Origin of the sequence: Myxococcus sp. MISCRS1, from assembly GCF_026626605.1 — a bacterium.
Taxonomy (GTDB): Bacteria; Myxococcota; Myxococcia; order Myxococcales; family Myxococcaceae; genus Myxococcus; species Myxococcus fulvus.
This window is the reverse complement of sequence record NZ_JAPNKB010000001.1, coordinates 8,274,211-8,298,911: the sequence shown is the minus strand read 5'-3', so window position 1 is coordinate 8,298,911 and position 24,701 is coordinate 8,274,211. Positions and strand designations below refer to the sequence as shown.

The 24,701-nt window shown below is 69.6% G+C and carries 19 protein-coding genes; 7 read left to right on the top strand and 12 right to left on the bottom strand.

Going from position 1 to position 24,701, the window contains the following annotated elements:
- Positions 1–100 precede the first annotated feature (100 nt).
- Complete coding sequence (locus OWM54_RS33175) at positions 101–1,225, top strand: hypothetical protein (protein ID WP_267700066.1); 1,125 nt, start codon at positions 101–103, stop codon at positions 1,223–1,225.
- Between the two features lie 42 nt (positions 1,226–1,267).
- Positions 1,268–2,158 (top strand): alpha/beta fold hydrolase, encoded by an 891-nt coding sequence (locus OWM54_RS33170; protein ID WP_223781963.1) that lies wholly within the window; start codon positions 1,268–1,270, stop codon positions 2,156–2,158.
- On the opposite strand, the gene OWM54_RS33165 is transcribed toward OWM54_RS33170, so the two are convergent.
- From OWM54_RS33165 to OWM54_RS33140, 6 genes are all read right to left on the bottom strand, one after another.
- Positions 2,125–3,702, bottom strand: a complete 1,578-nt coding sequence (locus OWM54_RS33165) for a DUF1501 domain-containing protein (protein WP_267700065.1) — start codon at positions 3,700–3,702, stop codon at positions 2,125–2,127. The genes OWM54_RS33170 and OWM54_RS33165 overlap by 34 nt on opposite strands.
- Positions 3,703–3,714: 12 nt before the next feature.
- Positions 3,715–4,758, bottom strand: coding sequence for a hypothetical protein (locus OWM54_RS33160; protein ID WP_223745404.1), 1,044 nt, complete (start codon positions 4,756–4,758; stop codon positions 3,715–3,717).
- A complete protein-coding gene (locus OWM54_RS33155) occupies positions 4,758–6,596 on the bottom strand; it encodes a DUF1549 domain-containing protein (protein WP_267700064.1) in 1,839 nt (612 codons plus the stop codon). The genes OWM54_RS33160 and OWM54_RS33155 overlap by 1 nt, the downstream gene beginning before the upstream one ends.
- 228 nt (positions 6,597–6,824) lie before the next feature.
- The gene (locus tag OWM54_RS33150) at positions 6,825–8,456 is read right to left on the bottom strand and encodes an LVIVD repeat-containing protein (RefSeq protein WP_267700063.1); all 1,632 of its coding nucleotides are present in this window, start codon (positions 8,454–8,456) and stop codon (positions 6,825–6,827) included.
- Positions 8,457–8,543: 87 nt separating this feature from the next.
- On the bottom strand, positions 8,544–9,035 hold the full coding sequence (locus OWM54_RS33145) for a hypothetical protein (RefSeq protein ID WP_267700062.1): 492 nt from the start codon (positions 9,033–9,035) through the stop codon (positions 8,544–8,546).
- Positions 9,036–9,189: 154 nt separating this feature from the next.
- Entirely contained in the window at positions 9,190–9,906 is a 717-nt protein-coding gene (locus tag OWM54_RS33140; protein WP_267700061.1) for a hypothetical protein, read from the bottom strand.
- Positions 9,907–10,141: 235 nt separating this feature from the next.
- Between OWM54_RS33140 and OWM54_RS33135 the strand changes: the two genes are divergently transcribed.
- Positions 10,142–10,426 carry a hypothetical protein gene (locus OWM54_RS33135; RefSeq protein ID WP_267700060.1) on the top strand — a complete coding sequence of 95 codons (285 nt, stop codon included), beginning with the start codon at positions 10,142–10,144 and terminating at the stop codon, positions 10,424–10,426.
- Positions 10,427–10,443: 17 nt separating this feature from the next.
- Here OWM54_RS33135 and OWM54_RS33130 read toward each other — a convergent pair whose 3' ends face one another.
- The 3 genes from OWM54_RS33130 to OWM54_RS33120 all read right to left on the bottom strand — a co-directional run bounded on the left by OWM54_RS33130 (position 10,444) and on the right by OWM54_RS33120 (position 11,746).
- Entirely contained in the window at positions 10,444–10,776 is a 333-nt protein-coding gene (locus tag OWM54_RS33130) for a hypothetical protein (protein ID WP_267700059.1), read from the bottom strand.
- 129 nt (positions 10,777–10,905) lie between these two features.
- Positions 10,906–11,253: a hypothetical protein gene (locus OWM54_RS33125; protein WP_223745397.1), complete on the bottom strand. Its 348-nt coding sequence runs from the start codon at positions 11,251–11,253 to the stop codon at positions 10,906–10,908.
- 211 nt (positions 11,254–11,464) lie between these two features.
- Positions 11,465–11,746, bottom strand: a complete 282-nt coding sequence (locus OWM54_RS33120) for a hypothetical protein (RefSeq protein ID WP_223745396.1) — start codon at positions 11,744–11,746, stop codon at positions 11,465–11,467.
- Positions 11,747–11,929: 183 nt separating this feature from the next.
- On the opposite strand from OWM54_RS33120, the gene OWM54_RS33115 reads away from it, so the two are divergent.
- Positions 11,930–13,471, top strand: a complete 1,542-nt coding sequence (locus OWM54_RS33115; protein ID WP_267700058.1) for a gliding motility protein — start codon at positions 11,930–11,932, stop codon at positions 13,469–13,471.
- 127 nt (positions 13,472–13,598) lie between these two features.
- Positions 13,599–18,704 (top strand): CARDB domain-containing protein, encoded by a 5,106-nt coding sequence (locus OWM54_RS33110; RefSeq protein ID WP_267700057.1) that lies wholly within the window; start codon positions 13,599–13,601, stop codon positions 18,702–18,704.
- Between the two features lie 62 nt (positions 18,705–18,766).
- On the opposite strand, the gene OWM54_RS43445 is transcribed toward OWM54_RS33110, so the two are convergent.
- Both OWM54_RS43445 and OWM54_RS33105 read right to left on the bottom strand, forming a co-directional pair.
- Positions 18,767–19,123 carry a putative metal-binding motif-containing protein gene (locus OWM54_RS43445; RefSeq protein WP_223745393.1) on the bottom strand — a complete coding sequence of 119 codons (357 nt, stop codon included), beginning with the start codon at positions 19,121–19,123 and terminating at the stop codon, positions 18,767–18,769.
- A 267-nt stretch (positions 19,124–19,390) separates the two neighbouring features.
- Positions 19,391–20,299 carry a hypothetical protein gene (locus OWM54_RS33105; RefSeq protein ID WP_223781956.1) on the bottom strand — a complete coding sequence of 303 codons (909 nt, stop codon included), beginning with the start codon at positions 20,297–20,299 and terminating at the stop codon, positions 19,391–19,393.
- Between the two features lie 149 nt (positions 20,300–20,448).
- Between OWM54_RS33105 and OWM54_RS33100 the strand changes: the two genes are divergently transcribed.
- Both OWM54_RS33100 and OWM54_RS33095 read left to right on the top strand, forming a co-directional pair.
- Positions 20,449–21,195 carry a hypothetical protein gene (locus OWM54_RS33100; RefSeq protein ID WP_267700056.1) on the top strand — a complete coding sequence of 249 codons (747 nt, stop codon included), beginning with the start codon at positions 20,449–20,451 and terminating at the stop codon, positions 21,193–21,195.
- Positions 21,192–23,426, top strand: a complete 2,235-nt coding sequence (locus OWM54_RS33095; RefSeq protein ID WP_267700055.1) for a hypothetical protein — start codon at positions 21,192–21,194, stop codon at positions 23,424–23,426. The genes OWM54_RS33100 and OWM54_RS33095 overlap by 4 nt, the downstream gene beginning before the upstream one ends.
- Positions 23,427–23,447: 21 nt before the next feature.
- Here OWM54_RS33095 and OWM54_RS33090 read toward each other — a convergent pair whose 3' ends face one another.
- Complete coding sequence (locus OWM54_RS33090) at positions 23,448–24,581, bottom strand: hypothetical protein (protein WP_267700054.1); 1,134 nt, start codon at positions 24,579–24,581, stop codon at positions 23,448–23,450.
- Positions 24,582–24,701 lie beyond the last annotated feature (120 nt).

Genomic DNA, 24,701 nt, shown 5'->3' with positions numbered 1-24,701 from the left:
GGGCGTGAGGGAGGGCGCCGCGACGTCAGCGGCGCCCCACCGAAGGCTTTTCACGCCCCCCGTTCAGGTGGCTGCAGCCCTGAACGAGGAGTCCCCCGACATGTCGAGCCACCCCGCCCCGCGCTCGCGGGCCATGCTGTCTTCCGCCCTGTGCACCCTGCTGCTCGCCGCCTGTGGTCCCCAGGGCACCGAGGCGCCTCCCGCCGAGGCCCCCGCGCCCGAGGCCACCGAGCAGGGCACCGTCCTGCACGAGCTCAAGCTCAGCAACACCCGCAGCGTGCGCTTCATCGAGTCCGCCCCGGGCGAGGTCTTCGTCGCCGAGTCGGGCCACATGGACCTCGACGCCGCCCACCTCCGTGAGGCGATGAAGACAGGCTCCACCCAGGGCCAGGAGCTGGCGGACGTCTACCTCGCGCTCGTGCCCGGAGCCACCCGCGAGGACGTCCCCGCCGCCCTCGTCGCCGCCCAGGGCCGCGTCGCCATGGCGCGCCACCTCCAGGAGCGCGAGGCCGCCCGGAGCGAGGGCCGCGCCGCGGCGAACGCCCCGCTCGCCGAGGGGCCCTCCGCCCTGAACACCGAGCGCGGCCCCTTTGCCGCGAGCCTCAACGACACCTGGGACTGGGTCGGCGACAAGCAGTGGTTCACGAGCAACTTCTGTGCGACCACCGCCACCCAGGGCCGCACCTGTATCACCGACTACTGGTACGGCTCGTACAGCGGCGCGAAGGACAACACCGTCTACTTCCGCGCCGTGGGCCTCGCGGCCGGCTTCGACTCCACCGCGTACTTCTATACGCAGTACAAGTCCTGCGGCTTCTGGCCCTGGGATGGCTGTGAATGGAAGGTGAACTACAGCACCACCCTCCAGGCCCGCCACTACATGATGGTCACCTGGGACACGGGCCCGCGCTCGCGCTGGGCCGGCATCGACCAGAGCTCCGACCGCGTGTACCTCAGCACCATCTGGAGCACGTCGTCCTCCACCCCGCCGCCCGCGCAGGAGCCGTGCACCGTCTACGCCCGCGCCCACGCCACCACCTGCTACAACCTGGACGGCACCATCTCCTCCATCTCCAACACCCTGTGCGGTGACGCCTGCGCGGGCACGTACGCCACCGCCTCGCAGTGGGCCACCCAGGCCCTCGGCACCCAGACGTGCCTGGGCGCCTACGCCGGCTGCTGCCTCTACTACGTCGACCAGAACTTCAACCGCTGCGGCGGGTGAGCTGTCTGGGCTTGCTCCCCGGCGACCTGCGATGCTCCCGCCATGGAACGCTTCGTCCAGGTCGCCGAGGGAGTCTCGCTGTGGGTCGAGTCACGCGGGCCAGAAGACGCGCCCGCCATCCTGCTCATCATGGGCTCCACCGCGTCAGGCCTCGTCTGGCCCGACGCGCTGATGGACGCCCTGGCCCGACACCACCGGGTCATCCGCTATGACCACCGGGACACCGGCGCGTCCACGTGGGCCTTCGACACCCACCCCTACTCCGCGACGCGCATGGCCGAGGACGCGCTCGCCATCCTCGACGCGCTCGGAATCTCCCGCGCCCACGTCGTGGGCATGTCGCTCGGCAGCATCCTGACGCAGTGGCTGATGGTCGCCCATCCCGAGCGACTGCTCAGCGCTGCCCTCCTCGGCTCCGCCGCCCTCCAGGGCGCGCCCGAGCTCCAGGACCTGCCCGCGCGAGCCCCCATCGACCCCCGCCTGTTCGAGTTCTGGGGCCAGATGTTCGCGCCCCGCGAGCGCGAGGCCCAAATCGAGTGGCGCGTGGAGAACTGGCGCCGGCTCCACGGCACCGTGCTCCCCTTCGACGCCGAGGAGTTCCGCGCGCTCGAGCGGCGCCTCATCGACCACGCCGGCCGCCACGACACGTCCACTGCACACGCGAGGGTCGACCCCACCGGGCTCGCGCGCGGAGCCGAGCTGCCCCACGTCACCGTGCCCACGCTCGTCATCGACAGCCCGGAGGACCCGACGAACCCTCCGTCCAACTCGCGCTTCCTCGCCCGGACGCTGCCCCACTCCACCCTGGTGACGCTGGAGGGAATGGGGCACACGATTCCGAAGGCCATCGTCCCCGCGCTCGCCCAGGCGCTCCTGGGCCACGTGGAGGCCGCGGCGGCCTACCCCTTGCGCAACCCCACCACCTCGCCGTAGCCGCCGGGGATGAAGAACTGGTGCGTCTGCATGCCCATGATGCGCAGGGCCGTGGTGACGACGTCCGCGGAGCGGGGCACGCGCTTCTGCGTCTGTCCCGTCTCCTCGATGATGTCCACCGGGGTGCCGAGCCCGCGCGTCGTGTACGTGCCCACCTGCCGGTTGTGGGCCACGTTGCCACCGGCGAAGACCACCGAGGTGTACGGGTGGTGGTCGTCCGGCAGGCTGTAGCTGCCGTCACTGCCGCGTGACGCCCAGCTCCGCCCGAACTCGCTCATCACCAGCACCAGCGTATCGTCGAGCAGCGTCTTGCCCGGCTTGCCCGGGGCGGGCGTGGCCTTCATCTCGCCCAGGAAGCGCGCCACGCAGTCCATCAACCCGCGGCCATGCGCGCAGCTGTAGGCATGCCCGCCGCCGTTGTGCGTGTCGAAGTCGAGCCTGAGCGACACGTGCACCGACGTGGCCAGGTCCGACTTGAGCAGGCGCAGCGCCATGTCCATCCGCGGGTCCAACCCCACCAGGTGGAAGTTCGCGTTGCCGAACGTGTACGTGAAGGACTCGCTCAGATAGCTCGACAGGTACGAGGGCCGGTTCGTCTTCAGCGCGTCGATGCCCTTGGTCTTCTCCAGCACCGACACCACGTCCGTCGCCAGCACGCGCGAGACGCTGTTCAGCGAGCCGTGCAGCCCCTCCAGGTAGTTGTCCACCTTCGCCGTCGAGCGGCCCAGCCGGGGCCTGGCCTGCCCCAGCGAGTAGCGCTCCACCGTGGTCGTCTTCAGCTGGGCCCCGGTGGGCTCGCCCTTCGCGTTGAGCTCCGGCCCCTCGGTGCGCGCCTCCAGCCCGTTCCACCAGGCGTTGTCCGCCGCCTTGCCGGAGAGCATCGGCTTGAGCGCGTCGATGGACGGCACCCCCACGGGCCCCGCGTGCGACGGCAGGCCCATGCCGGACGGCATGCCGCGCTCGCCCGCCACCACCACGAACGGCAGCGGCCGGCTCTCCCGGTGCCGCTCGTACAGGTGGTTGGCGATGACCGAGTGCACCGCCGGCGCCCGGTAGTCCGCGCCCGCCACGCCGCACATCGCGGAGATGAAGGCGCTCGCGTGGTCATTGGTGCCCTGGTCGATGCCGTGCAGCACGCTCAGCTGCTCGTGCAGCGCATAGTGCTGATAGCCATACATCAGCGGGCTGAACGAGCCGCGGGCGGCGGGGTTCGCCGGGTCCCACGACTGCCAGGTCCGCAAGGGCTTGTACGGGCCGTTGGGGGCCGCCAGGTCCACCACCTTGCTGGCATCGAAGAAGACGGGCTCGCTGCTGAAGCCCGCGGGCGCCGGGACGCAGAGCGGAATCTCCGCGTCCTCCATCGGCGTGAAGTAGTACGCCGGACGGAAGCCGCCCGGGACATAGAGCACCACGAGCCGCGAGGGGACATCCGCGTCCGCGGCGTGCGCGGTGCCGGAGCCCAGGAGCCCCGCCTTCTCCAGGAGCGCCAGCTGGCTTGCGCCCAGGGCCCACTTGAGCAACGTGCGTCGAGAGGTGTTCAGCATGGGGTCCTCGGCTCAGTACGTAATCCACAGCGGGTGACGGATGAGCGCCGCGCAGGTGCCCACCCAGGCCAGGCGCGTGTTCTGCGCCTCCAGCGGGAGGTAGACCTGCTCGTACAGCTCCTTCAGCTCCGCGTCCGTAGGCGGCTGCCCGAGCATGCGGAGGTAGAGGTTGCGCAGGTTCTTCCGCACTGCGTCCGGGTTCTGGGTGGACGTGTCCGCGAGCGTCACGTAGCGCAGCACCGCCTTGTTGTTCTGCTTGTCCACCGCGCGCCCGCACCAGGCCTGGGACATCTGCACCAGCGCCTGGCCGGCGGAGGGGCCGAACATCGGGTTCTTCTTGCGGTACTCCAGGGAGTTGCCGCCGCCCAGGGCCTCGTAGCGCTCCGGCGCGCGCGAGTCGGAGACGTACTCGCCGGAGATGCCGGGGGCCCAGTCCCCGGGCCACACGAAGAACTTGTTCCAGTTCACCACGTACGCCCGGTTGCGCCAGTCGGGGTTGCTCGTGCTCACGAAGTCCTCGAGCGTCAGGCCCAACTGGTCCATCAGGCTCACCACCATCTCGTCCGCGGCCAGCCGGCGGACCTGGAACTCCTTGGGTGACGGCGTGTCCATCGGCTCGGGCGGCGCCTTCAGGTCCCGAATCCAGTCCTCCACCTGGGCGATGGTCATGGTGACGCGGCCATTGGCGACCAGCTGCTCGTAGGGCTGGCCCGGCGGCATCTGCGCGTAGCTGCCCGGGGCGTTGCCCTTGAGCATCTTGATGAGCAGGCTGCCCTCCGGGTCGCCGCGCTTCACGAAGCGCTCGTCGTAGACCAGCCCGCTCTCGAACGCGGCGAGCGAGGCGAAGAAGGGCTTGTTGCCGTTGATGTGGCAGCCCTCGCACGCGGGCGCGAGCGCGAGGCGAACCGCGTCGTTGTCGCTCGCCGCGGCGCAGGTCCCCGAATCCGGCTCATCCGAGCTGCCCTGACGGTACGAGCTGTCACCGAAGCAGGCCCCCAGGTTGAGCGCGAGCACCGCCAGCGCGGCGGCGCACACGAAAGAAGTCGGCGTGCGCATCACAGGCCCCTCCGCAGCTCGGACTGCTCGAACAGGTAGCGGATGAAGGGGCGCAGCTTGCGCTCCCCCGCGACGAACTCGCGCGCGAGCTTGTCGATGAAGCCCTTCTCCGTGGCCGGGTTCAGCTCCCGGCCGATGAACATCGCGTAGAGCTTGCGCGCCGCGCAGCGGTCGAACTCACCCGAGCGCACCAGCAGCTTGCCGAAGCCCAGGGGGCCCATGGTGCCGTCGCCGTGCTGGCCCAGCAGCGTGTACGACTCCGGCATCGTGTCCAGCAGCACCGCCTCCGGGTTCGCCTTGAGCTCCTCGGGCGTGACGGGCGTGAGCACCGTGTTGGGCAGGAAGGCGTTCCTCCACCGCTGGCCCGGCGCGTTGCCGGTGTGCGGGTACTTGCCCGACAGCCACTCCGCGGTGACGCGCTGGTTGCCCATGCCGCCGATGAAGGGCCAGGGGACGTAGTAGCTGGGGAACGGCGTGAAGTCCCAGCGCTTGAAGGCGATGGCCGCGGGGTCCAGCGTCTTGTGGCAGTGCAGGCACGTGCCACCCGTGGCCGGGTCGATCTCCAGCGGCGGGAAGTGCACGTCCGCGGGGGGCGGCGAGAAGTTCTGGCAGGCGAAGATTTCCAGGAAGCGCGCCGCCCGGACCCGCTCGCGCGGGAACGAGGACATGGAGCCCATCATCGTGAGCACGCCCGCGGCGGGCAGCCCCAGGGGCGCCTCCGTCGTCGTGCGCGGGTCGAAGCGGTAGGTGCGCTCCATGCTGCCGGAGCGCGACTTGTCGGGCGTGAGCGCCAGGTGGAAGGGCTCGAGCTGCTCGACGACGAACTCCCGCCACGCCTGCGGGTCGTTCGGCGTGGGGTGCATCGGGTCGCGCGGCTCGTTGCCCACGTCCGGGCGCCACCAGGTGGTGTTCTGGTCCACCACGGCGTTGCCCATCTGCCGGCCAAAGCGGACGTACAGCGCCCGGAGCCAGTTGGTGCCGACGGTGTAGTTGCCGACGACCAGGTCCGACAGCGGGCGGTCATGCCACGCCAGGTGCGCGAACAGGCGCGCGGGCTCCTCGTAGGGGTGGCGACGCTGACCGTTGAGGCTGCCGGTGCCCCCGGACCCGAGGCCCGCGAGCGGCGAGCACCAGATGAGGTTCGGTCCGCAGCCACAGCCCCGGTTCAGCGCCGGGTCGTAATAGCCGCCGGAGGCGACGCCGCAGTCCAGCACCTTGCCGGTGCGGGTGTCGGTGACGGTCTTGGTGTCACCGCCCGCCTTGCCCAGCACCTGGACGGTGGTGCCCGGAGCCCACCAGGGCTCGACGGTGTGCACCTCCGGGACGGAGGGGTTGCCGGCGCCATCCTTGTCCTGGCACTGCTGATTCGGGCTGCCGGTCTCGAACTCGTTGACCGCGTAGTACGCGCCCGGGTGCAGGCTGTTGGCGTCACAGCGGTGCAGGTGCCCGGACATGTCGCCCTGGTACGCGTCCCCCTGGGCGCCGGTGGTGTAGGCGCCCACGGTAATCCACTCGTGCCCGAAGCGGACCATGCGCTCGTAGAACTTCGGGGAGGCGAGCACCTCGTCGAGCGTGGAGCGCAGGAGCGTCGCGCGGGCCGCGGGCGTCGCCGCCGCCTCCATGGCCTCGTACTGCTCCAGGGTCGGGGTGGTCCCGGTGAGACCGAGCACGATGCGCCGCAGCACGCGCGTGTCGCTCATCGGGTCTTCGGGAGGGTCCTCCGGGGCCGTCGGCTCGGGCTCACATTGCTGCGCATGCGCGTCGGACACGATGAGCCCGGACATCGCGAACAGCACGCCCGCGAGGGCCGCGCTCTTCAGGTGCAGGTGCCAGTGCATGCGTGCGACGGTAGCATCGATTGTCGCAACGACACACAGCAGAACCCTGTCTGTCATTCAGCGAGAATGAGGGGTGGACTGCCCTCCACACCTGATTGTCTTTCCGGCCCCCCCGGACGCGAGCCGGGCCCCCGCTGAGGTGGACTCCCCACCACACCTGGGGCTCCGGGCCCGCGCTCCCCGGAGTGCGTGGAGGTGTGTCTCGCGCACTCCGAGGGGACGAAGTCGCTACGGCTGGGGGAGCTCGCGGAAGACGAGCAGGCCTCGCGAGGAGTCCGCCGCGTACACATACCCGTCGCCGGGGACGCGGATGCCGAGCAGTCCCTCGAAGGGGCTGTCGGTGCGGTCCGGGTCCGAGTCTCGGAAGGAGTTGTAGTGCGCCACCTGCCGGGGCCTGGTGGGGTTGGACACGTCCAGCACGCGCACGCCGTCGTGGTACCAGGCGACGTAGAGCAGGTTGCCGCGCAGGATGATGTTGTGGATGGAGGTGAAGGGCCGGTGGGTGCGGAACTCGCCGATCTTCACGATGCGCGCCGGGTCGGTGACGTCGAGCACGCGCAGGTGGGAGTGCTGGAACTCACCGCCCTCGAACGCGAGGGTGCGGCCGGCGAAGGTGCCCACCGCGCTGTGGTGCGCGAAGCTGAAGTCCGGACGGACGTACCCGCCCAGCTCGCGGACGTCGTCCAGGTTCGTGACGTCCATCACGAAGTAGCCGCGATACGACTCGCTGACGTAGAGGCGGTTCTCGTACACGAAGGCGTCATGGGGACCGCCCAGCGTGGCCACCTCCGGCGAGGCGATGACGGTCCGCAGCTCGGGCGCCAGCGGGTCGGAGATGTCGTGCACGAACGTGCCGAGGCTGGGGGCCATGGAGTAGAGCCGGTCGCCGTCGACGAGCACCGTGTGCGTGCCCGTGGCGCCCGTCGTGAAGCTCCGGACGAAGCGGGGGTTGGCAGGCTCGGAGATGTCATAGACGAGCGTCCCCGAGTCGTTGCTGGCCACGTACAGGGCATCGCCCTTGGCCCAGACGGCGTTCCAGTAGTTGTCGTGGGGCAGGGAGAGGGTGGTCTTGAGGACGGGGGCCGCGGGGTTGCTGACGTCGAAGACCGAGAGGCCGCCCAGCCGGACCTGCTTGGGGATGGAGACGACATAGGCGTGCTCCTTGGTGACGTAGAGGTCCAGGGGGTGGCCCAGGGGGGTGTACCCCTCGCCGTGCAGCGCGAGGCCGCCGGAGGACTCGGGCTCACCGCCCCAGTGGGAGACCCGGTGGGCCTCGAAGGTACCCGCGCGGGCGAACCGGTTGCGGTAGCAGTAGGCGAAGCAGCCGGTGATGAGGTCGGGCGACTTCTGCTCACAGCCCAGATAGGTGACGGTGGCGAGCCCGTTGGCCGAGGCGCCGCGGACGTGGAAGCGCCCGGGGCCCGTGTCCTTCACGGCCAGGGGCTGGGCGAACATGGTGCCGCCATCCTCGGTGAACCGGATGCCCCCGATGTCGGTCAGTCGGTAGCCTCCGTCCGGCACGTGCCGCCCGTCCCGCATCGGCGCGAGGTAGATGGCCCCAGGCTCGACGTCGGTGAGCGTGCCCAGGTCGCAGCCGGAGAGGTCGAAGCGAGACAGCTCCGTGCAGGCCAGGCCCCCCGCGTCCCGGGTATCGACGGTGCACGGGGCATAGGGGCCCGGGTCCTTGAAGTCTCCGTGCTCCTCGAGCTCGGTGTAGGTGCCATCCCAGGCGTCGGAGCCGGCGTCGGGGGTGCCGGCGTCCGCGGGCGGCCTCGGGTCGGAGTCGTCGTCGCAGCCGGAGAGGCCCGGCGACGACAGCAGGAGACAGGTGGACAGAAGGGCGCGGAGTGACGGCGTCATGTGAGGGCCTCCCGGAAGGCCGCCACGTGACAGCGGCGGCCTTCCGGGAGGAACGTCACGGCCCCTCATCCCCCCTCAGGGAATTTATTACTGACAGTTCGGCGGTCCCATGCACGAGAAGGTCAAGAACACCTCCGCCGAGGCGGACTCTCGTGTCGCGAAGCACTCGCCTCGCTCCTCCACCGCGTTGCAGACACCCCGGGGACACTGCGCCGCCGCGGCCGCCCGGGCGTCGTCGCTGGCCCTGAGATAGGCCCCGGCACACCTGGGGTGGGTGCCGCCCCCCGCGACCGAGTACCTCTCGGGCTGACAGGTGCAGGCGGTGACGGCGGGACACCAGGTCCGCACGCCATCGCACTGCACCCAGCCCCCATTGTCCGCCCCCGAGGCACAGATGCCGCTCGCGGAGCTGCACGACACCGCGGTGTTCGTGCACTGCTGCGTCACCTGACAGGACACCGCCGCCTCGCTGCTCTCCAGCACGAGTTCGTCCCCGGTCGGGGCGTCGCCGCCACACGCCGTCAACGTCGCCACCAGGAAGACCACCCCCGCCAGGGGCACATCGAATCGCATCCGCATGCAGGCACCCTCCCATCCTCATCGAATGGTCAATGACACACGCCGACGCTCCCACGCGTACCGATGAGCGTCGAAGGCACACGGAGTCTGCACGCGCGCGCGAGGGCGGAACAATCCCACGTTCCTGGGAGGGCTCCGCCCTCGATGGCGCTGCTCAGTACATCTTCAAGTCATACGTCGGGGTGGGCCGCCAGTCGGAGCCCGCGGGGACGGTGCGCGTGTCGGTGACCTTCACGGCGTAGACGCCCGGCGCCACGTTGACCGAGGCCCGGAACATCATGCAGGCAGGCGTGAAGTCGGAGCAGACCGTCGTCTGGGTGCTGGTCAGCAGGGCCCCCAGCGCGCGGTTGGCGTAGTCGTAGGCATGCACATCCACGCGGAGCGGGCCGACGTTGCGCAGGTTGTAGACCTCCACTGTCAGGAGCTGGTGGACGTTGGTGGCCCCGAGCACCCAGTCCGCGTCCTGCGCCTTGTGGAACGTGTGCCCGAGCTGCGGCGTCCCCACGTAGGACGAGGCCGTGGTGTGGGAGTTGTCGCTCTCGTACGCATCCGGCGGCGCGAGCAGGCAGTTGGCGGGGGGGCTGAAGCCACCCGTGTTGACGCAGACGTTGCTCGAGCAGGAGCAGCCCGTCGTGCAGTCCGCCCCCGTGTTGCAGGCGCGCACCGGCGCCACGTCGCAGTACCCCGCGGGCGGAGGCGGACCGAAGCCCCCTCCCGAGCAGATGCCGTTGGTGCAGACACAGTTCGCGCGGCAGTCGAGCGACGTCGAACAGGCGCGCAGCTCCGCCGACTGCGCCTCCACGACCTCCGGCGGCCCCACGGCCTCGGAGGCGCCCTCGACGCTCCCACAGGCCGAGACAAACACAGACACAACACAAAGACACCAACGAACCAGATGCATGAGTCTCTCCTGGGTGGACACAACAAAGGATGGAGACCCGCGAGACGATGCGTCGGCGCAAGGGACCATCCCGCGAGGGCTTTGACGAATGTCGAGAAACCAGGAGACAGGCCCCGTCCTTCGGGAATCCAGCGCCTCGGTTCACACAGGATAGGGGCTGCCGAGGAGATGACCATTCCCCTGAACAGGGGATAGCCTCGGGAGCATGTCGGACCTCGTCACGTGGCGCGACGCACGCAACGCCTTCCGCCTGCTCGATGAGCTGGGGCAGCTGAGTCACGACACGCTGGCGTGGAGGCGTCACCTGGTCGCCGGGACGAGCACGCTCGTGGGCGCCCAGGTCGGCCCCGCGACGGTGCATGACTCCAGCAAGGCCCTCCACAAGCGGCTGGATGCGCGCAGCCGCACCGAGCTGCTCGCGAAGGCCCGCGCCCTGCCCCGAGCGCCCCGCCTGTTGCTCCAGGAGGAGGACCTTCCCGCCCCGCGATGAGCGAGGGCGGGCCTTCCTCACTGCGCCGCCATCTCCTGGGCCACCAGGGGCGGCACGCCATAGCGATAGTCGAAGTGGTACCTGCCCTCCGCGTCGAGGCGGAAGAGCAGCCAGGTCCACGCCTCGCGCTGCCCCGCGGGGGTGTGCTCCTGCAAGGTGCGCAGCGCCTCCAACGCCTCCAGCGTCAGGTCCACGTCGGAGCGCTGTTCGTGAAGGAAGCCATTGGCCACGTAGATTTCAGAGGTGTCCCCGCCCCACGCGTAGCGCTCGTAGTGCACCTCGACGCGCTCCCAGGGCTCGGGGACGGACTCCAACAGTGCTTCGATGAACCGCTCCTGCAGCTCCAGCATGTCCGCTCCTGTCACCCGCGCACTGTAGACCGGGGCTGGTGGACGCGTGGTGTCGAGCACCGGAGGGCTGGCGACGGACGGGACTTCGAGGAAGCTGCGCTCGACCCACCTGGAGCCGGGGACGCGCCGTCAGGAGCCGCTGCAGCGGATCTGGAGCGGATGGCTCTCCAGCACCATGCACTCGCCGCTGCTGCACGTGAACAGGTCGCAGATGGCCGGGGACTGGACGCAGCGGATGTCACGGCCCGCACCCAGGTCGAACCAGGCACAGGCGTAGCCCTCCGGACAGGTGAGCTCCACGCCCTCGCACTCCGGCCCCAGGACCTGGTCACCCTTCAACGACAAGGGGGAGTGGGAGGACGGGGGCGGCTCGCCTTCGGGGCCACGACAGCCGGCCAGGAACACCACCGCCACGAGCCACGTCCATCCCGGAACAGACCTGCCCGGCACCCTCGAGAGACCCTTGCTCGACGTCATGCGCGTCGCGAAAGCAAGACAGACGCCAGCAACGAACTCCGGCCGGAGGCCGCTGCCCTCGTCCGGAGCGCACCACGAACGTCACGTGGCCTCGCGTCCGGCCACGTGGAAATCCACGGCCCCCGCCCGCCCCTCTCAGTTTTCCGAGGCACCACGACGTCGAGGACCCGCCCCCGGAGCCCAGCGGCCCCGAGGGCGGAGCCGCGACCACTCATTCACAGAGGAAGGCGTACTCGTCGTAGTACGACGTCACCACGCCGGACTGGGTGATGTAACCCAGGCAGTCCCCATGCAACGCCCCCGCCCACCGCGTCTTCGCGGCGTCGTGGTAGTACGTCCGGTGGAAGCCCTGGCGCCCCCCTCCCGGCGGCTCGGAGCGCTGCGCCACCGAGGCCGTGGTCTCCGGAGCAACACCCTCCTCCATCTCGGCCGGTCCACCACAAGCGCCGAGCAGCAACGCGGAGAATCCAATCACCCAACGAGACAGCGTCATCCGGGGCCCCTTGTCGTGAGAACTGTGTCGAAGTTGCAGTAACAACGATATCGAGTCCGGGTCCGCCCCGTCTACCCGGAGAGGGCCGTGAAACACGGGTGAACCGTGGCCGCGCGGACTGTTTCAAGCGAGGGCGCGACCTACACTGGGGCCACTCCACCCTGTCCTCGGATTCGCTCGCACATGAAGCCCACCGTCGGTGACATCTTCGTCGTCTACACCCCTCGGCTCGCGGCCTACACCGCGGTGCAGGTCACGGCGTTGAAGCAGGAGGGGAAGGACGAGCTGGCCTGTGTGCTGTCCCTGGATTGGGTGGGGCCCGAGCTCCCGGACGCGGCGGCGGTGGCGGCGATGAAGCCCATCGTCGTCAACTTCTTCTTCTGGAAGGAGCACCACGTCCACGTCTGGGCGCCCATCGACGTGCCGCATGGCTTCGTCCACGTGGGCAACCGGCCGCCGCTGCTCACGGAGAAGAGCGTCAGCTACAGCCACTGGCCCACGGGCCGCCACATCTTCAGCCAGCATCGTTGGGAGACCATTCCCCAGGCCACCCGGGACCTCTTCAAGCAGACCATCGCCAAGGAGGACCGCAGCGAGCTGGTGACGCTGGGCGGCCTGGAGCTGCGCCGCACGACGCAGCGGCTCGACACGGACCGGCTCCGCGCCGTCTCCGACCTGGCGGTGTTCGAGGCGCTGCCCATCCTGACATCGGTCAACGCGGATGCACCTGTCACAGGATTGTTCGACTTCATCCGGCGCAGGCCCTTCGTCTACGAGTCCCAGGTGACGAACCACGGCCAGCGCGTGGTGGACGTGCGCGGGGCGCGGCTGAGCCGATTCGTGCTGGACGTCACGGGGGTCCAGGAGGTGTATCTCAACGACGAGCTGGAGACGCTGTCGCTGCTCGGAGAGGCCTCGCCCGGGCTGAGGATCCACGCCGAGGCGGACGGGCGCTGGCTGCACCTGCACACGAAGGACACCTCCTGGGTCTGGTCCGGGCTGGATGCCCTGGACGAGCTGCACGTGCATTCCTTCCGGGAGCTGGATGCCGGGAGCATCGTCCGCCGCTTCCCCAAGCTCACGGAGCTGCGGGCCACGGGCGCGCCGGGAAACCTGCGCGACACGGCGGAGCTGGGCGCGCTCACCGGGCTTCGCGTGCTCATGTTCAACGAGGTGTTCGGGATGTCCCCCGAGGAGTTCCCCGGGCCGGAGCGCTTCCCCGACCTGGGGCGGCTGTGGCTCACCAGCCTCCCCGCCGACGTCGCCGCCAGCGTGAAGAAGGCCTACAAGGCCGCCGCGCAGCGGGGCGTGGATGTGTCGGTGCGACAGCCGCGCAAGCCCGAGTGGCTGGCGGAGAACCTGGACAATCCCTTCCGCCACTGGGACGGCGAGGACAACATCCCCCCGGCCAAGGCGAAGAAGGCGGCGGCGCTGTATCGCCAGGCGCGCTCGGCCGCGCTCGCGGCCACGCCCCAGCACGGCGGCTCACCGTCCGCGCTCGTCTCCGCGCTCACCCCCATCGTCAAGGACTACACCGAGGGCTTCAACACGCTGGATGCGCGCCACGCCTTCATCTTCACCGTGGAGCGAGAGCACATCCACGACGCGCTGATGGGCATCCTCGACGCCGTGGATGGGAAGCTGAGGGCCGCCGGTGACGCGTCCGTCGTCCCCCTGGACCGCGACGCGCTCGTGGCGGTGATGGACTCGGTGCGCGACTTCTAGCGGGTCCTGGCACCCGCCCTGTTCTCCATGGTTTTCTGTCTTTTCACCTTAGACGCCGCGCACGTAATGGGAGACACGCCCTGGAAGGCCTCGGGGCACCCCATCCGTCGCGGCAAAGGGAGACGACATGAAGAGGGCAGCATGGAGAACGACCGCCAGCAGCGGTCTGCTGATGCTGGGTTTGATGGTCACAGGGAGCACCGGCTGTTCCGGCGGTGATGGGGCGTCACCAGCGACCCACCTGGGCACCAGCACGGGTTCCCTGGTGAATGGACCGGACCTGGTCATCACCGACATGGTGGTGCCGCCGAGCTTCCGCGCCAGCAACTATCCCTACTCGCAGGCGCCGAAGGCGAAGGTCACCGTCTGCAACCAGGGCACCTCCCACAGCGACTCCACGGAGGTGGGCTTCTACATCTCCATGGACGACGTGCTGACGTCCCGGGGGCCCAGCGCGCCGCCTGTCCCCGTCACGGACCAGGCGCAGGTGGGCAACGCCTGGGTGCCGAACCTGTATCCCAGTCAGTGCGCCACGCTCACCGCGGACCTCTGGCCCCACCTGCCGCCGGACGCCAATGGCCTCCAGGGGGCCTACTACTTCGGCGCCCTCGTCGATGAGTTCGAGAACGTGGCGGAGACGCGCGAGGACAACAACGCGTTCATCCACGGCCTGGTCGGCTTCGGCGACAAGGCGGACCTCGTCATCACCGCCATGAAGGTGCCGCCCAGCCTCCACATCGGCTGGCATCCTTCGTCGCAGCCCGTGACGGGCACGGTGACGGTCTGCAACCAGGGCACGCAGGACAGCGGGTCGACGCAGGTGCGGCTGTATCTGTCCATGGACGACGTGCTGACGGCGATGGGCCCCAACGCGCCGCCCAATCCGCCCATGGACCAGTCGCTGCTGGGCTTCGTCCCCGTGCCCTCGCTGTTCGCCGGGCGCTGCGCCACGGTGTCCACCCAGCTCACGCCCCAGCTGCCTCCGGACGCGCAGGGCAACAACGGCGCGTACTACGTGGGCGCCATCGTCGATGAGGACGCGAACGTCCAGGAGCTGCGCGAGGACAACAACACGTTCATCCACGGCCTCGTCGGCGCCGGCAACGGGTCCGACCTGGTCATCACCGCCATGGTGGTGCCGCCCAGTCTGCACAACAGCGGATACCCTTCGTCGCAGCAGCCCAAGGGCTCCGTGACGGTGTGCAACCAGGGCACGCAGCCCAGCGGGCCGACGCAGGTCCGGCTCTATCTCTCCATGGACGACGTGCTGACCGCCATGGGCCCCAACGCGCCGCCGCAGCCCGTCACGGACCAGGCGCCGCTCGGACATGCTCCGGTGCCCTCGCTCTTCCCTTCACAGTGCACCACCGTCTCCACGAACCTCTCGCCCGCGCTGCCTCCGGCGGCCCAGGGCCTCGAGGGCGCGTACTACGTCGGCGGCATCGTCGATGAGCAGGACGACGAGCAGGAGCTGCGCGAGGACAACAACGCGTTCATCCACGGCCTCGTCGGCTTCGGAGTCCAGGCGGACCTGGTCATCACCCGCATGGAGGTGCCGCCCAGCCTGCGCGGCAGCAGCTACCCCTCCTCGCCGGCCCCGAAGGCGAAGGTCACCGTCTGCAACCAGGGTACCTCCCACAGCGACTCCACGGAGGTCCGGCTCTACATCTCCATGGACGACCAGCTGACCTCCATGGGCTCCGGCATGCCGCCCTATCCCGTCACCGACCAGGTGTACGCGGGCAGCGCCTGGGTGCCGAATCTCTACCCCACCCAGTGCGTCACCGCCTCCGCCGACATCTGGCCCAACCGCCCCCCGGATGCGCAGGGCCAGGACGGCGCGTTCTTCATCGGCGCCATCGTCGACGAGTACGAGAACGTCCAGGAGCTGCGCGAGGACAACAACACGTTCATCCACGGCCTCGTCGGCATCGGCGACAAGCCGGACCTCGTCGTCACCGGCATGGTGGTGCCGCCCAGCCTCCGCACCGGCTGGTATCCTTCGTCGCAGCCCGCGACGGGCACGGTGACGGTGTGCAACCAGGGCACGCAGGACAGCGGGTCGACGCAGGTGCGGCTGTACCTGTCCATGGATGACGTGCTGACGGCGATGGGCCCCAACATGCCGCCCTACCCGCCGATGGACCAGTCGCCGCTGGGCTTCGTCCCCGTGCCCTCGCTCTTCCCCGGGCGCTGCGCCACGGTGTCCACCCAGCTCACGCCCCAGCTGCCTCCGGATGCCTCCTACACGGACAGCACCTTCTACGTGGGCGCCATCGTCGACGAGGACGCGAACGTCCAGGAGCTGCGCAAGGACAACAACGCGTTCATCCATGGCCTCGTCGGCGTCGGCAACGGGTCCGACCTGGTCATCACCGGCATGGTGGTGCCGCCGAGCCTCCGCTCCCAGAGCTACCCGTCCCCGCAACCCCAGACAGGCTCGGTGACGGTGTGCAACCAGGGCACGCAGGACAGCGGGTCGACGCAGGTCCGGCTGTACCTGTCCGTCGATGACACGCTGACGGCCATGGGGCCCAATCCGCCGCCCTATCCGCCGATGGACCAGTCCACGCTGGGCTTCGCCACCGTGCCCTCGCTCTACCCCGGACGCTGCGCCACCCTGTCCACCCCGCTCGCGGCCTCGCTGCCTCCGGCGGCGCAGGGCCTCGAGGGCGCGTACTACGTCGGCGGCATCGTCGATGAGCAGGACGACGAGCAGGAGCTGCGCGAGGACAACAACGCGTTCATCCACGGCCTCGTCGGCTTCGGGAACAAGTCCGACCTGGTCATCACCCGCATGGAGGTGCCGCCCAGCCTGAACACCAGCGGCTACCCCTCCTCGCAGCCCCCGAAGGCAAAGGTCACCGTCTGCAACCAGGGCACCTCCCACAGCGACTCCACGGAGGTCCGGCTCTACATCTCCATGGATGACCAGCTGACGCCCATGGGCCCCGGCATGCCGCCCTACCCCGTCACCGACCAGGTGTACGCGGGCAGCGCCTGGGTGCCGAACCTCTACCCCACCCAGTGCGTCACCGCCTCCGCCGACATCTGGCCCAACCGGCCACTGGACGCGCAGGGCCATGACGGCGCGTTCTTCTTCGGCGCCATCGTCGACGAGTACGAGAACGTCCAGGAGCTGCGCGAGGACAACAACGCGTTCATCCACGGCCTCGTCGGCATCGGCGGCAAGCCGGACCTCGTCGTCACCGCCATGAAGGTGCCGCCCAGCCTCCGCACCGGCTGGTCTCCTTCGTCACAGCCCGCGACGGGCACGGTGACGGTCTGCAACCAGGGCACGCAGGACAGCACGTCGACGCAGGTGCGGCTGTACCTGTCCATGGATGACGTGCTGACGGCGATGGGCCCCAACGCGCCGCCCTATCCGCCCATGGACCAGTCACCGCTGGGCTTCGTCCCCGTGCCCTCGCTCTTCCCCGGACACTGCGCCACGGTGTCCACCCAGCTCGCGCCCCAGCCGCCTCCGGACGCGCAGGGCAACAACGGCGCATATTACGTGGGCGCCATCGTCGACGAGGACTCGAACGTCCAGGAGCTGCGCGAGGACAACAACACGTTCATCCATGGCCTCGTCGGCGTCGGCAACGGGTCCGACCTGGTCATCACCGGCATGGTGGTGCCGCCGAGCCTCCGGAACGGTCCTGCTTCTTCCGTGTCGGCCTCGGTGACGGTGTGCAACCAGGGCACGCAGGACAGCGGGTCGACGCAGGTCCGGCTCTATCTCTCCATGGATGACACGCTGACTGCCATGGGACCCAACATGCCGCCCTACCCCGTCATGGACCAGGCGCCGCTCGGAATGGCCCCGGTGCCTTCGCTCTTCGCCGGACGCTGCGCCACCGTGAGCGTCCCGCTCTCCTCCGTGATGCCTCCGGCGGCGCAGGGCCTCGAGGGCGCGTACTACGTCGGCGGCATCGTCGATGAGCAGGAAGACGAGCAGGAGCTGCGCGAGGACAACAACGCGTTCATCCACGGCCTCGTCGGTGTCGGCCACAGGGCCGACCTGGTCATCACCGGCATGGTGGTGCCGCCCAGCCTGCGCACCAGCGGCCCCTCCTCGCCGACCCCGACGGCCTCGGTGACGGTCTGCAACCAGGGTACCTCCCTGAGCGACTCCACGGAGGTCCGGTTCTACATCTCCATGGACGACCAGCTGACCTCCATGGGCCCCAGCATGCCGCCCTACCCCGTCACCGACCAGATGTACGCGGGCAGCGCCTGGGTGCCGAACCTGGCCTCCGGCCACTGCACCACCATCACCACGGACATCTGGCCCAACCGGCCTCCGGACGCGCAGGGCCATGACGGCGCGTACTTCATCGGCGCCATCGTCGACGAGTACGAGAACGTCCAGGAGCTGCGCGAGGACAACAACACGTTCATCCATGGCCTCGTCGGCATCGGCAGCAAGGCGGACCTCGTCATCACCGGCATGAGCGTGCCGCCGAGCTTCCAGTTGGACGGGTTCCCTTCGCAGACCGTGACGGGCACCGTGACGGTGTGCAACCAGGGCACGGAGGGCAGCACGCCGAGCCACGTGCAGCTGTACCTGTCCATGGACGACGCGCTGACGGCGATGGGCGCCAACTCGCCGCCCTATCCGCCGATGGACCAGTCGCCGCTGGGCTACGTCCCCGTGCCCTCGCTCCTCCCTGGGAACTGCACCACGGTGTCCACCCAGCTCACGCCCCATCTGCCTCCGGACGCCTACAACACCGAGGGCGCCTACTACGTGGGCGCCATCGTCGACGAGGACGCGAACGTCCAGGAGCTGCGCGAGGACAACAACATCTTCATCAAGGGGCTCGTGGGCGTCGGCAACAAGGCGGACCTGGTGGTCACCGCGCTGACGGGTCCCTCCTTCGTCCGGATGGGGAACTCCTTCACCGCCACGGTGACGGTCTGCAACCAGGGCACCCAGCCCAGCGACCCGAGCAGCGTGCACCTCTACACCTCGCTCGGCACGGTGCTCACCCCGGACTCGGTGCAGCCCGCGCCGGACCAGGCCCTCCTCGGGGTCGCGAGCCTCAACTCGCTGAACCCGAACAGCTGCAGCACCCAGCCGCTGACCGTGTCGGCCAACCTCCCGCCCGGCGCGATGGGACTGGCCGGCGCCTACCACCTGGGCGCATTCGTGGATGCCACCGAGTCACTGCACGAGCTGCGTGAGGACAACAACACCCGCGTCACCGGGCTCATCGTCACCCCGTAGCGCGCGACACTGAAGCACCGCCGGGCATCCCACGACACGGGATGCCCGGCGGAGGGTCTCACTCAGGGCTCATGGCACAAGGGGTCGCCATTGCACGGGTTGGGATTGGGGTTCGTCGGCCCGCCGCAGTACGGGGCGATGTACCCATCGCAGTTGTTGTCGATGGTGTCCCAGCAGGACTCCGCCTGTCCCGGGTTGATGGACGCATTGCTGTCGTGGCAGTCGATGCCGTTGTTCGTGTAGCCCCTCGGACGGTTGCACGCGTACTGCCAATGGCCGCCGTGCCCGTAGCCGTCCCCGTCCTGGTAGCGAGTGGTACGCCCCCGCCGCGACCCGCGCCACCGACTGCCCGCCCGCGAGCGAACCGCGCTGGGTCCGCGACTCCGACTCCGACGCGTCGATGGGCAGCGTCTCGCCACAACCCATCCCCAATGCCAACAAGGCCGCCCGACACCAGCGGAACCCTGGGGGTCCTGCTGCCACTGTCTGCGTTTCAAGAGCGCCACTCCTGACACACCTCGGCCTTCCTCCCGAGACCGGGGTATCCGTGGGGGAATCAAGACATGGGAGGGCCGGTGACCGTAACCCAAGCATCAACAATGAAACACGGGTGAGCCGTGACACCCGAGCCAGGTGTCAGTCCCCCAGTTCCGAATGACCCGGTGTGGAAGGAGCGCCGAGGCGCGCTACTGGGCCGAGAGGACTTCCGGAGGGATGGGCTCCAGCGGCACCATGACGAAGCGCTGCGCGGAGTCCACGGAGACCACGCCCTTGGCAAGGGTGGCCATCTCCCCCGCGACGCGGCGCCAGCGGCCCTCCTCGACAAGGAACTCGCCGCGCCCCACATAGGACATCTCCATGGTGGCGGGGATGGGTTTGGCCAGCGCGGGGTTCTCGTAGCGGCCGGCGTGGCGCTCCGCGACGGTGAAGTCGATGACGGCCACCGTGGTGCCCTCGGCCTCGCGCTCCAGGGACACCAGCTCCACGCGGTTGATGGCGTCGCTCTCGCCGTTCCAGTTCTTCCCCATGTCGACCAGGTCGGCGCTGTGGGTCCACACGTCGCCCACGGACACCGGGCGCGACGGCAGCTCCACCATGAAGGCCACCAGGTTGCGGTGCTCGCGCTTCAAGTCGCTGGTGACCAGTCCCGAGGGCGTGAGGGTGGCCCGAATCTGCACGCCGCCCTCCATGGCCTTCAGCTGCCGGGCCAGCTCCTTGGCCTCCTTCGACGCGCGCTTCGTCTTGGGAATCTCCATCTTCGTCACCACCACCCGCGCGGCCACGTCACCCGAGGGCTTCGGGGACAGCACGAGCGCCATGGCGGACTGGGTCGGCTGCGCCATCTCGAAGAGCTTCTTGCGCTTGCCGGCGGGCTCGCCCCGCAGCCGGACGCCGGAGATGTCCACCTTCATGGTGCTCGACTTCGGGGACATCGTGTCCATCGTGTACGAATAGCCGAGCGAGGACGGCGGCACCTTCCAGCGGAGCGTCACCGGCGCGCTCCCCCCGGTCGGGGACGCCGCGACGGCCCACCCTGGCACCAGCATGGACAGGGCGACCAGCAACGTGACGCGGCATTCCAGAGACCTGGGCATGACACCATCATCAAGCGTGCGCGGGTGTTTTCGATAGCCCCGCCCGCCACGAGCCTCGCCGCCGTCTGGCACTGGCATTGCTTTATTGTGAGGGGCGCGGTCCCGTGGCCACGCTCGCCCGTCATTCCCCCATCCCGCATGAGGCCTCAATGCCACGCCGTGGCAGTCTCGCCGCCCTGCTCCTGCTCCTGGGCCTGGCCGTGTCGTGTCCGCTCCAGCCGACGCCCCCACTCGCCCCCCGCGTCGTCCTGTGGGCGTGGGAGCGCCCCGAGGACTTGAGCTTCCTCGCGAATCCCTCCGTCGAGGTGTCCGTCCTCCTGGCGACGCTGGAGCTGCGTGCGTCGCGATGGCGCACCCACTCGCGCCAACAGCCCATCCGGCTTCCGGCCGGCAAGCGCCCTCGCGGCACCATCCGCCTGGAGATGCGCGACGGCGCCTCACTGGCGCACTACTCGCCCGCCCAGTTGCGCGGGGTGGCCCAGCGCCTGGTCGACCTGGCCCGCGCCCGGGACGTGTCCATGCTCCAGATCGACTTCGACGCCCGCGAGTCGGAGCAGGCGGCGTATCTGGCGTTGCTGCGCCAGACGCGCGAGCTGCTGGGCGCCTCGCGTCCCTTGTCCATCACCGGGCTCGCCTCGTGGTGCACGCAGGGGAGCTGGTTGGAGCAGGCCCCCGTGGACGAGGTCGTCCCCCAGCTGTTCCGCATGGGCCCGGAGGGGCCCACGTGGCGCGCCCGGTTCGCGCGCGGCGGCGCGGCGCCGTGTGGCCGAAGCGTGGGCCTCGCGCTCGACGAGCGACACCGCGCGCCCTCCGGCGTGGACACGCTCTACCTCTTCAACCCCCGCCCCTGGACGTCGGAGTCGCTCGCCCAGGCCCTGAAGGACCTGACGCCATGAAGCCCCTCCTCGCGCTCTGCCTGTGGCTCCTCCTGTTGTGGCCCGCCCCTCCGGCCGAGGCATGTGGTCCCGGGGGTGATCAGGCCAGCATGTACTCGCATCCCGACGCCCCCTTCGAGCGCTTCGCCGCGGGGCACCTGGAGATGCTCGCGGGCACACACCACCCCATGCACCTCGCCTATGCGTGGCGTTGGATGATGGGGGTGCCCACCACGCCCGAGGAACAGCGCGCGGTGGTGGACACCTGGAAGCGCATGGAAGGCGAGCTGGAGCGCGGTGACACCTCGAAGGAGCAGGGGGTCTGGAACGAGGCCAGGTCGCTGGCCCTGCACTCCCTCGGCCTGGACTCCGCGAGACTCACATCCCCCCGCTCCGACATCCCGGAGGAGGAACGTCACATCCACGGCGACGCGTTCGAGCGCGCCGCGGAGACCGTGGGGACCTTGTCCCGGCTGTGGCGAAAGCACCCGGCGCTGCTGCTCGAGTGGGTCGACGCCCAGAACGCAATCTTCGCGGGCTCCTGCCAGCCCCTGCCCGCGCTGAGCGCCGGGGACCTCGATGACGTCGGGCGCCCCGTTAAACCCTCCGCGTCGGTGCAGGCCCGCCGGCAGGCCGAGCGCGACTACCAGGTCGCCGCCTCGCACCTGTATTGCAGCCGCTTCGACGAGGCCCTCGCCGCGTTCCAGGCCATCGAGGGACACCGCGACACCCCCTACCGGGCCCGCGCCGCGTATCTCGTGGCCCGCACGCAGGTGCGCCGGGCCCTCAAGGAGCACAGCCCCTGGGGCAGCGGACAGCCCGAGGAGCAAGCCCGCTTCATGGCTCGCCTCGACGAGGCGGATGCGACCATCACCCGCATCCTCGCGAGGCCCCGACTGCGCGCCGTCCATGCGCAGACCCGGCGCCTGCGCAGCCTCGTCCGCTCCCGCACGCAACGCGAGGCGTGGGCCTGCACGCTGCCGACGCTCGTGCTCCAGCCCGGCACGGGGTCCGCGCTCGCGGCGGAGCTGGGCGACTTCGACCTGTCGTTCGAGCCGGGTCGCAAGTGTCCGTCGAGCCCCGCGCCCACCCAGGAGCTGCTCCAGTGGATTCACGTCATGCAGCAGGCCGCCGAGACCTGGACCCCGGAGCAGGAGCAGCAGAAGCGGGAGGCCTATGTCGTGGCGCTCGCGAGATGGAAGCAGACCCACCTCGCCCCCTGGCTCGTCGCCGCGATGCTCAAGGCGCGGGGAGACTCTCCGGAGGTGGGCGCGCTGCTCGTCGCGGCGGCCCGGGTGCCCCTCTCCGCCCCCCAAGGGCTGACCCTCGCGCTGCACACCGTGAGGCTGCTGCGGGAGCAGCGATTGCTGGACGCGGCACGCGAGCGCCTGGCCGCCGTGCCACTCGAGCAGGTGCGGGCACGTCCCACGAGCAACAAGTTCGTCCACGCTGAGCGGCTCCTGCTCGCCACGAGCTGGGAGGCCTTCCTGGGCATCGCCCTGGAGCGCGTCGCCGAGGAAGCACCGTGGACCCGCCCCACCCTGGCCGACGGTCGGCTGGAGCAGCCCGCGGCCTTCAGCTACGCGGCGCTCTCCCTCCTCAACACGCCCATCACCGCGCGTCGCCTGGTCGCGCTGAGCTCTGACGAGCGGGTGCCCCCGGCCCATCGCCAGCAACTGCGATGGACCGCCTTCGTGCGAGCCGCCATCCTGGGCGATGATGAGACCCTCCAGGCCCTGGCGACAATGCTGGCCGAGTCGGAGCCCACCGCCCGGAGCGAGCTGCGCGCGATGCTCGGCAGGACGACCGTCGAGGAGCGGATGTTCGAGGCGCGGCTGCTCGTGATGGGGCTGCCCGTGCTCTCGGTCACCCTGGTGACCGACCCGAGGCGCATCTGGCACCCCGGCCTCACCACCTTCACCTCCGGGAAGGACAACTGGTGGTGCACACTGTACCCGGTGCAGGCGACACCGTTCTCCTTCGTGAGTGAGGAGGAGCGCGTGACGGCGGTCTCGGAATGGCAACGGATTGTCGAGGCGGGGAGCGCCGTGGTGTACTTCTCGAAGGTCGCGCTCGCATGGGCCAAGGAGCACCCGAAGGACCCTCGCTCGCCCATCGCCCTGTACCGCGCCGTGCGCGCCAGCAAGCGGGTCTGCAACCAGAACACCCCCGAGGCCATGGCCGCCTTCCGTCATCTGCACCGGCACTACGGCAAGAGCACCTGGGCCCAGCAGGTGCCCTATGTCTATTAGCGCCCCGTCACGGCCGGTCCGTCACTGAATCGTGGAGTTGGTGACGGTGATGGGCGTGTCCGAGTGATTCGAAATCTGGGGGTGCGTCACGTACCAGGAGCCGCCCAGGTTGTTCTGGATGACCGAGCGGTCGATGCGGATGTCGCCCGAGTGGTCATTGCTGACGAAGAAGATGGCGCTGCCGTGCGCGTTGACCTCGTTGTGCTCGATTCGCGTGCCGCACAGGGACAGCGTCATCCTGTTGCCGTCGTTGTAGATGGCGCCGCCGCTGCCGCCACCCGGCGTCCCCGGACGCGAGGGATTGGCGCCGTTGCCGATGGCCCGGTTGTGGGAGAACAGGCTGTTGATGACGGTCCATGACACGCCGATGCTGCTGATGCCGCCGCCGTTCGAGCAGGCCCCGCCATAGCCCGCCTTGCCTCCGAAGGTCGTGTTCACCACGTACACGGGCAAGTCATTGTACTGGTCGAACACCCGCAGCGCGGCGCCGCCCACGTCGGGGCCGACATCCGCGCATGCGTTGTTGAAGAAGCGGGAGTTGATGACCTTCACGCGGCCACCGCGAACCCAGACCGCGCCGCCGCCGTCGAACTCCGTCTCGCTCTTGGAGCTGGCGTCGATGAAGGTGAGGTTCTGGAGCGTCAGCCGGGGGTGGTCCTGGTTGTCGCAGTGCGCGGTGGTCCAGACCTGATTCCTGTCACAGGTGTTCATGTACAGGATGCGGTGCCGGCCCGCGCCGCTGAGCGTCACCAATCCCTTTCCGTCGATGACGATGTCCGGCCCCTTGTCGTTGAAGACCTTCGCCGTCCGGTCGAGCGTGAGCGTCACCGGCTCCGGCCCACAGTCGAAGGTGATGACGCCGCCCTTGGCCACGGCGTCGATGAACGCGGCGCTCGTGCAGCTCGCGGGCGTGCCCGTGCCGACGACGGTGGTGGGCCTGGAGACATCCGCGAGCCCCGCCTCCGCGGGCACGCCGCAGGTGGCCTCCGCGTTCGGGTTGCCGGCCGGCGGACCGTCCTTGGGATTGGTCAGCGGGTTTGGGACATCCACGCCGGGCGAGTCGTCGCTCGAGCAGCCCGGCGCGACGATGAGCGCGACGCTCAAGCCGAGCACCGCGCAGCGAGCAGACCATCGATGACGCCTCTTCGGATGCATGGGGTCTCCAGGTGGCGGTTGGGGGACCCCGCCTCGGCGCGAGGATACAATCCTTGGAACCGCTACGGCGCGAGGACCTTCACGCGCATCCTCTCCCTCCTGGAGCAGCACCTCCGAAGA